A 6,537-nucleotide genomic window follows, 5' to 3' on the forward strand; every position below is an offset into this window, starting at 1 on the left:
GGGGGGCAGGCCCAGGTCCCACCAGGCTTCGGAGCCATCATGCTCAGAGATCGCGGATCCAGAATTGCAACGGCTTGTCGGTTTCCGTCTGCTCGCCGAGGTCTTTCCAGCTGAACCGCGCCAGCGGGCCGGGGAGCGGTGCATATCCGCGTCCGCGCCAGAAGGTGTCCAGCGGTCGGTAGCTTTCAGGTCGCATCGGGTGATCGGCAGGACGTTGTACCGCGCAGAAGCAGCATTTGGCGAATCCCAGGCGACGCGCATGATCCTCCCGCGCATCAAAGAAGCGGTGCCCCAGGCCGCGACCGCGATAAGAAGGCAGCAGCACGCTTTCGGCGCAATAGAACACGGTGTGGAGTGCGATGCCGCTGCCCGCGAAGGCTGCCGCGAAATCATCCGCATGATCGGCCAGCGGCGTGCCGGTGCTGGCCCCGATCAGCGTCGCGCCGTCAAAGGCGCCAACCACCAGCGCGCTGTCACTGTCGCGATAGCGCTGCAGGTAGTTTTCCTCATAGGTCTGATCACCGTCATAGAGATAGGGCCAGTCGCGAAACACCGCGATCCGCAGCCGCGCCACATCGGGCAGCGCGGCGGCGAGCGCCTCGCCGGTGAGGGTTTCGACCCGAATTCCGGCCATGCTCACGAGACCTGCGCGATCCAGTCGTTGAGGTTGTAGCGCGTGGTGACGCGGGTGATCCTGCCCTCTGCGTCCAGATCGAAGAACGAACCCGCAGGAATCCTGTAGGTCTGCTGACGCGCTTCCGGCAGGCCGTTGTCGGTTTCGAGATAGGTGCCGTTGACGACATATTCCGCTGCCGCGCGCTTGCCGTCGGGGCTGTCGAAGATCACCATATCGGTCAGCCGTTCGGCATAGCAGCGGTTCATATGTCGGCAGAACTCGGCGAATTTCTCCCTGCCGACGCGGATATTGCCCTCGTTGACATGATGCTCGACATTCTCGGAGAGGCAGGACAGCATCCGGTCGAGATCGCCATCGTTGAAGGCATCGAAATAGATTTTCACGGTCTTGTTCACTTTGTTGCTCCTTCAGAACGGCATTGCCCGGATGTCCGGGGCGGGCCGAAACGGTCTATCAGATGGGTGGTGATCTGGTCGCGGGCGGCGCGAAACTGGGTCAGCTTGGCATCGCGGGTCTCGCCGAGCCCGGTCGGGTCGAGGATCGGCCAATATTCCACGTCGAGATGGAAGTAGCGTGTCAGTTCCAGCGCCCGGCGCTGGCTGGCGGGGCTGAGCGCGATCACCAGGTCAAAGGAGCTGAGGTCGTCGCCCCATTGTTCCATCTCGTCGAAGCTGCGCGAGCGATGGCGTGACAGTTCGACGTCGATCTCGGCACAGACGGCGATGGAAAAACCGTCGATTTCCAGGTCGTTCTTCACCCCGGCGGATTGGACATAGGTACCGGTGCCGTAGAATTTCTTCATGATCCCTTCCGCCATGGGCGAGCGGACCGCGTTGTAATCGCAGCAGAACAGAACGGACTGGGGCAATCGCGCCGTCATTCAACCGCCGTAATGCAAGACGCAGATCAGGGTGAACAAACGGCGTGCGGTGTCGGAATCGATCTCGGCCTTGCCTTCGAGCCGCTCCTGCAGCACCCGTGAGCCTTCGTTGTGGATACCGCGCCGGGCCATGTCGATGGTCTCGATCTGGGAGGGCGGCAGTTTCTTGACCGCTTCGAAATAGCTTTCGCAGATCTGGAAATAATCCTTCACCACCTGCCGGAACGGGCCGAGCGACAGGTGAAACTCCGCCGCCTTTTCCGCCGCTTCGGTGTTGACGTCGAAGACCAGTCGCTTGTCACGGATCGCCAGCGCCAGATGATAGGGCCCCGCAGGAATGGCGCGGTCGTCGCGCTCGGGCAGCACGAAGCTGTTGTCTTCGAGAAGGTCGAACATGGCGACCCTGCGCTCCTGTTCGATCTCCGGCGTCGGGGGCGGCAGGTTGGCATCGTCGATGACGATATGGGTGATCCGGGACATGGCTGCGCTCGTACAAGGTCGGGTTGCAGATGCTTAGCGCAGGGGAAACGCCCGTTCAATCTTCCCGTGCGCCACCCGGCGCGACAAAAGGCGCCGCAGCCCGGCCCCCTGCCCTGTGTCAGCCGTTGAGTTTGCGCAACCGTGCGGTCACCGACAGGCCATGCGCTTCGAGGCTTTCCGAGCGCGCCAGCACCTCGGCGGCCGGGCCGATGGCGCGCAGGGCGTCCGGAGACATCTGCGCCAGCGTCGTCCGCTTCATGAAATCGAGCACCGAAAGCCCGGAGGAGAAGCGCGCCGAGCGGGCGGTCGGCAGCACGTGGTTCGGCCCGCCGACGTAATCGCCGATCGCCTCGGGCGTCCATTGGCCGAGAAAGATCGCCCCGGCATGGGTGATCTTCTCGCTGAGCGCCGTCGGATCGGCGACGCAAAGCTCCAGATGCTCCGGCGCGATGCGGTTGCTCAGGGCGGCTGCGGTGTCGAGGTCCGGCACGGTGATGATGGCACCGAACTCCTGCCAGCTCGCCCCGGCGATGGCACGGCGTTCGAGGGTTTGCAGGTATTTCTCCACCGACGCGGCAACGGCACGGCCGAAATCGGCATCGGTGGTGATCAGCAGGCTTTGCGCGCTTTCGTCATGTTCGGCCTGGCTCAGCAGGTCGAGCGCAATCCAGTCCGGATCGTTGTCGCCATCCGCGATCACCAGAATTTCGGATGGCCCGGCGATCATGTCGATCCCAACCTTGCCGAAGACCCGGCGCTTGGCGGCGGCAACGAAGGCATTGCCCGGCCCGGTGATCTTGTCCACCGGCGGAATCGTCTCGGTGCCATAGGCCAGCGCCGCCACCGCCTGCGCCCCGCCGATACGGTAGATCTCATCGACCCCGGCAATCTGTGCAGCCAGCAGGACCAGCGGGTTGAGCACGCCATCCGGGCTCGGCACCACCATGGCCAAACGCCCGACCCCGGCGACCTTGGCCGGGACCGCGTTCATCAGGACCGAAGAGGGATAGCTCGCCAGCCCGCCCGGCACATAGAGCCCGGCTGCCGAGACCGGGGTCCAGCGCCATCCGAGCGTCGCACCGTCCGGATCGGTCCATTGCGCGTCATTCGGTACCTGCCGTGTATGATAGGCCCGGATGCGCTCGGCGGCGGTTTCGAGCGCCTTGCGCTCCTTTTGGGAAACCTGTTCCACCGCCTCCGCGATCTCCGCGGCACTGATCCGCAGCGTTTCGGCGCTGAGGTCGAGCCGGTCGAATTTGGCCGTCAGCTCGATCAGCGCCGCATCGCCACGCTTCCGCACATCGGCAATGATCCCGGCCACGGTCGCATCGACATCGGGGCTGTCCTCGCGCTTGGCCTCGAGCAGCGCCCTGAAAGCGGTTTCGAAATCGGCATCGCGGCTGTCGAGGGTCACGGGCATGGCAGGGCTCCAGATTGAATGTTGGTCGGAACGGGTCAGCTGCCGGTGCGGCGCGGCACCGGGGCGCGCAGCACCGGCTCCGGACGATCGACGGAGGTCACCGCGCGCGGAGGGGCGACAATCGGGCCCGACGAAGGCTTGGCCATTTTCACCGGCGGGGCATTGCCCTGCGACAGGCGGGCCTGCACCAGCAGATCGCGGCTCAGTTCGGCGCTGTCATAACGCGCCCGCGCGCCATGCGATTGCTGCACCGCGCCGAATCCGGCAGCCACCAGCAGCAGCCCCGGCAGCAATCCGAGCAGCCGCGCAGCCAGCCCGGCTTCGGTCCCGGCCGCGAAAAGCCCGGGCGCGGCGGCAAAGCCCAGCAGCGCCGCCGCAGCGCCGGTCACGACCAGCAGCCAGCCGACGAGCTCGACCAGCCGCGACAGGGCGCGGCTTCTGCCGTAGCTGCGTTCATAGTGTCTGGGCATCGCGGATGATCCTTGCACTCGCCCGGTCAGTCAGGGTGCCGGGGCAGCTTGCGGGAGGGCGCCAGATAGGGGCGCGTGACATCTTTCAGGGTAACCTCGAGCGCCTCGACCGAAAGACGGATCGCACCATCCCCTGCGAGGGTCAGCAGCAGATCGCCTGAGGGCGCATCGCCCGGCGCGAAACTGAGATCGAGCAGCGACAGGATTGTGTCGGCATCGCCCTTGGGCACCGCCTGGCTCGATACGCGCTGCACGTTGTTGACCATCAGCACCGATTGCACGCGTTCCGGCGCCTGCCGGGCGCCATTCGCGTCTTCCCAGCGCAGGCGGTTGAGCAGCAGCGCAAAGCGCGCGCCATTGCGATGCCAGCGCATTTCCGACGCCGGAAAAACCGCATCCTGGGTCAGCGCCGCGATGACCTTGAGATCTTCCTCGTCCAGGGCGCCAAGGTTCAGCGGCGCCTCGGCACCATCCTCGTATCTGGCATCTTCGCTCATGTTTCCGACACCCGTTCGATATCCGCACCGACACCACGCAGCTTGGCCACCACATGCTCGTATCCGCGATCGAGGTGATAGACCCGGCTGACCCTGGTCTCGCCCTCCGCCGCCAGACCGGCCAGGATGAGCGACACCGAAGCACGCAGGTCGGTCGCCATCACCGGCGCGCCCTTGAGCCTTTCGACCCCGGTCACCCGCGCGGTGCCGCCATGCACCTCGATCTTCGCGCCCATTCGGGTCAGTTCCGGTGCATGCATGAAACGGTTCTCGAAGATCTTCTCCTCCAGCACCGAAGTGCCTTCGGCGAGGCAAAGCAGCGCCATCATCTGCGCCTGCAGATCGGTCGGGAAACCGGGGAAAGGCTCGGTCGTGACATCGACCGCGCGGATCCGGCCATTGCGCCGCGCCACCTTCAGGCCCGCCTCGGTCTCGCTTACGTCGATCCCGGCCGCGTCGAGCTTTTCGCAGAATGCCGACAACAGGTCGATCCGCCCGCCGAGCAGCTCGATCTCGCCGCCACACATGGCCGGGGCCAGCATATAGGTGCCAAGCTCGATCCGGTCGGTGACGACGCGATGCGTGGCACCATGCAGACGGTCAACGCCCTGGATGGTGATCGTCGGTGTGCCATCCCCCTCGATCTGCGCGCCCATGGCCCGCAGGCAATCGGCAAGATCGACGATCTCCGGCTCGCGCGCTGCATTGTCGAGCACCGTGGTGCCCTTGGCGAGAGTCGCCGCCATCAGGATATTCTCCGTCGCACCGACCGAAGCGAATTCAAGCCGGATGCGCGCGCCCCTGAGCCGCCCGCCCTGCGCCAAGGCATGCAGATAGCCGTCCTTCAACTCGATCTCGGCACCGAGCGCCGTCAGCCCCTGGATATGCAGATCCATCGGCCGCGCCCCGATGGCACAGCCGCCGGGCAGCGAGACCACCGCACGCCCCTCCCGGGCCAGCAGAGGGCCCAGCACCAGGTTGGAGGCGCGCATCTTGCGCACGATATCGTATTTCGCGACATGGTTGATCTCGCCGTGGGTCGCCATGGCAATCACCATGCCTTCCTGCAACGAGGTGACTTCGGCGCCCAATGAGGACAGCAGCTCCGTCATCGTGCGAATGTCCGACAGCCGCGGCGCGTTCGTCAGTGTCAGCGGTTCTTCGCTCAACAACGTGGCGGGCATCAGCGTCAGGCAAGCGTTCTTGGCGCCCGCGATCGGAATCTGCCCGCTCAGCGCGCCATTGCCTCGTACCAGAATCGAATCCATCTCTCAGCTTTCCTGTTCGCGCCCTTGCGGAGCATTTCCTGTATCGTCCGATTCCCCGGACGTAGATTCCGCCGCGCGGGCACGTGCCTGCGCCTTGCGCCGCGCCATATTCGCCTTCAGCGCAGCCTTGAGCCGGTCTTCGCGGCTGGTCGCCGCTTCACGGGGCTTTTTCGGGGCGGTATCCTCTGCCATGGCGTTTGTCTAGCGCAGGGCGAAGAAAGCGTCCAGATTGGGGTTGCACTGGATTTCGAATGGGGCTAATCAGCCGCCCACGATGCTGTGGTAGCTCAGTGGTAGAGCACACCCTTGGTAAGGGTGAGGTCGAGAGTTCAATCCTCTCTCACAGCACCATCTCGCTTTTTGGCATTGAAAATCCCGCTAACGCCTTGAACGGAAAGGCGAATTTCGGAGTTCCATACACTCCATTTGGGTGGTAGCGCAGAGGCTCAACGAAGGCCAATCTGAGCACCGTTTGACGCAAGGCGTAGCTACCTTTTTCGTATATCTCCCAAGGGTTTGACAGGAATCTTAGGGATAGTTCCATACATTCCTCCAGGCGTCCCTTCGGCGGCACCGTTTTGGAGGCGCGTTCAGCCAGCACGATCTTCTCACGTTCCAGCTTGTCGATCCGTTTCTCATAGGCCGCGACCACGCTATCGCTCTTCGCGTCGATGATGCGGTCCAGCAGCTCTTCTATCTGCGTCTCTGAGGCCTTGATCTGGCTCTGCCATTCCGTGCGTTGCTCCTCAGCTTGGCTCAGCCGCATGTCCCATGCATCGCGGAACATCGCCTTGGCAAGCTTGAAGAGTGTAAGCGTTTCCTGCCTGCCACCTTCCGTCTGTCATCATGATGGGTTCATTGGACCCTATTGATTGTTGGACTGGA

At 64.1% G+C, this 6,537-nt stretch carries 10 protein-coding genes and 1 tRNA gene; 1 reads left to right on the forward strand and 10 read right to left on the reverse strand.

The window, feature by feature from the left end:
• Positions 1-43: 43 nt before the first annotated feature.
• The 9 genes from ACFSUD_RS12760 to ACFSUD_RS12800 all read right to left on the reverse strand — a co-directional run bounded on the left by ACFSUD_RS12760 (position 44) and on the right by ACFSUD_RS12800 (position 5,844).
• Entirely contained in the window at positions 44-634 is a 591-nt protein-coding gene (locus ACFSUD_RS12760; protein ID WP_386374987.1) for a GNAT family N-acetyltransferase, read from the reverse strand.
• A 2-nt stretch (positions 635-636) separates the two neighbouring features.
• Entirely contained in the window at positions 637-1,032 is a 396-nt protein-coding gene (locus tag ACFSUD_RS12765; protein WP_386374988.1) for a ketosteroid isomerase-related protein, read from the reverse strand.
• Positions 1,029-1,517: an arsenate-mycothiol transferase ArsC gene (locus ACFSUD_RS12770; RefSeq protein ID WP_386374989.1), complete on the reverse strand. Its 489-nt coding sequence runs from the start codon at positions 1,515-1,517 to the stop codon at positions 1,029-1,031. The genes ACFSUD_RS12765 and ACFSUD_RS12770 overlap by 4 nt, the downstream gene beginning before the upstream one ends.
• Positions 1,518-1,997, reverse strand: a complete 480-nt coding sequence (locus ACFSUD_RS12775; RefSeq protein ID WP_386374990.1) for a UPF0262 family protein — start codon at positions 1,995-1,997, stop codon at positions 1,518-1,520.
• 118 nt (positions 1,998-2,115) lie between these two features.
• Complete coding sequence (gene hisD, locus ACFSUD_RS12780; RefSeq protein ID WP_386374991.1) at positions 2,116-3,417, reverse strand: histidinol dehydrogenase; 1,302 nt, start codon at positions 3,415-3,417, stop codon at positions 2,116-2,118.
• Between the two features lie 35 nt (positions 3,418-3,452).
• Positions 3,453-3,887: a hypothetical protein gene (locus tag ACFSUD_RS12785; protein WP_386374992.1), complete on the reverse strand. Its 435-nt coding sequence runs from the start codon at positions 3,885-3,887 to the stop codon at positions 3,453-3,455.
• Between the two features lie 26 nt (positions 3,888-3,913).
• Positions 3,914-4,384, reverse strand: coding sequence for a DUF2948 family protein (locus ACFSUD_RS12790; RefSeq protein WP_386374993.1), 471 nt, complete (start codon positions 4,382-4,384; stop codon positions 3,914-3,916).
• Positions 4,381-5,652, reverse strand: coding sequence for a UDP-N-acetylglucosamine 1-carboxyvinyltransferase (gene murA / locus ACFSUD_RS12795; protein ID WP_386374994.1), 1,272 nt, complete (start codon positions 5,650-5,652; stop codon positions 4,381-4,383). The genes ACFSUD_RS12790 and murA overlap by 4 nt, the downstream gene beginning before the upstream one ends.
• Positions 5,653-5,655: 3 nt before the next feature.
• Positions 5,656-5,844 (reverse strand): hypothetical protein, encoded by a 189-nt coding sequence (locus ACFSUD_RS12800; RefSeq protein ID WP_386374995.1) that lies wholly within the window; start codon positions 5,842-5,844, stop codon positions 5,656-5,658.
• An 84-nt stretch (positions 5,845-5,928) separates the two neighbouring features.
• Here ACFSUD_RS12800 and ACFSUD_RS12805 point away from each other — a divergent pair.
• Positions 5,929-6,003 (forward strand) — tRNA-Thr (locus ACFSUD_RS12805).
• Here the strand turns inward: ACFSUD_RS12805 and ACFSUD_RS12810 are convergent.
• Positions 5,993-6,439, reverse strand: coding sequence for a hypothetical protein (locus ACFSUD_RS12810; RefSeq protein WP_386374996.1), 447 nt, complete (start codon positions 6,437-6,439; stop codon positions 5,993-5,995). The genes ACFSUD_RS12805 and ACFSUD_RS12810 overlap by 11 nt on opposite strands.
• Positions 6,440-6,537: the final 98 nt, after the last annotated feature.

The sequence above is a fragment of the Sulfitobacter aestuarii genome (assembly GCF_042685005.1).
Lineage (GTDB): Bacteria > Pseudomonadota > Alphaproteobacteria > Rhodobacterales > Rhodobacteraceae > Sulfitobacter > Sulfitobacter aestuarii.

Coding starts and splice junctions, on each gene's coding strand:
- hisD (WP_386374991.1), bottom strand. CDS start 3,417: ATGCCCGTGACCCTCGACAGCCGCGATGCCGATTTCGAAACCGCTTTC.
- ACFSUD_RS12790 (WP_386374993.1), bottom strand. CDS start 4,384: ATGAGCGAAGATGCCAGATACGAGGATGGTGCCGAGGCGCCGCTGAAC.
- ACFSUD_RS12770 (WP_386374989.1), bottom strand. CDS start 1,517: ATGACGGCGCGATTGCCCCAGTCCGTTCTGTTCTGCTGCGATTACAAC.
- ACFSUD_RS12775 (WP_386374990.1), bottom strand. CDS start 1,997: ATGTCCCGGATCACCCATATCGTCATCGACGATGCCAACCTGCCGCCC.
- ACFSUD_RS12810 (WP_386374996.1), bottom strand. CDS start 6,439: ATGTTCCGCGATGCATGGGACATGCGGCTGAGCCAAGCTGAGGAGCAA.
- ACFSUD_RS12800 (WP_386374995.1), bottom strand. CDS start 5,844: ATGGCAGAGGATACCGCCCCGAAAAAGCCCCGTGAAGCGGCGACCAGC.
- ACFSUD_RS12760 (WP_386374987.1), bottom strand. CDS start 634: ATGGCCGGAATTCGGGTCGAAACCCTCACCGGCGAGGCGCTCGCCGCC.
- murA (WP_386374994.1), bottom strand. CDS start 5,652: ATGGATTCGATTCTGGTACGAGGCAATGGCGCGCTGAGCGGGCAGATT.
- ACFSUD_RS12785 (WP_386374992.1), bottom strand. CDS start 3,887: ATGCCCAGACACTATGAACGCAGCTACGGCAGAAGCCGCGCCCTGTCG.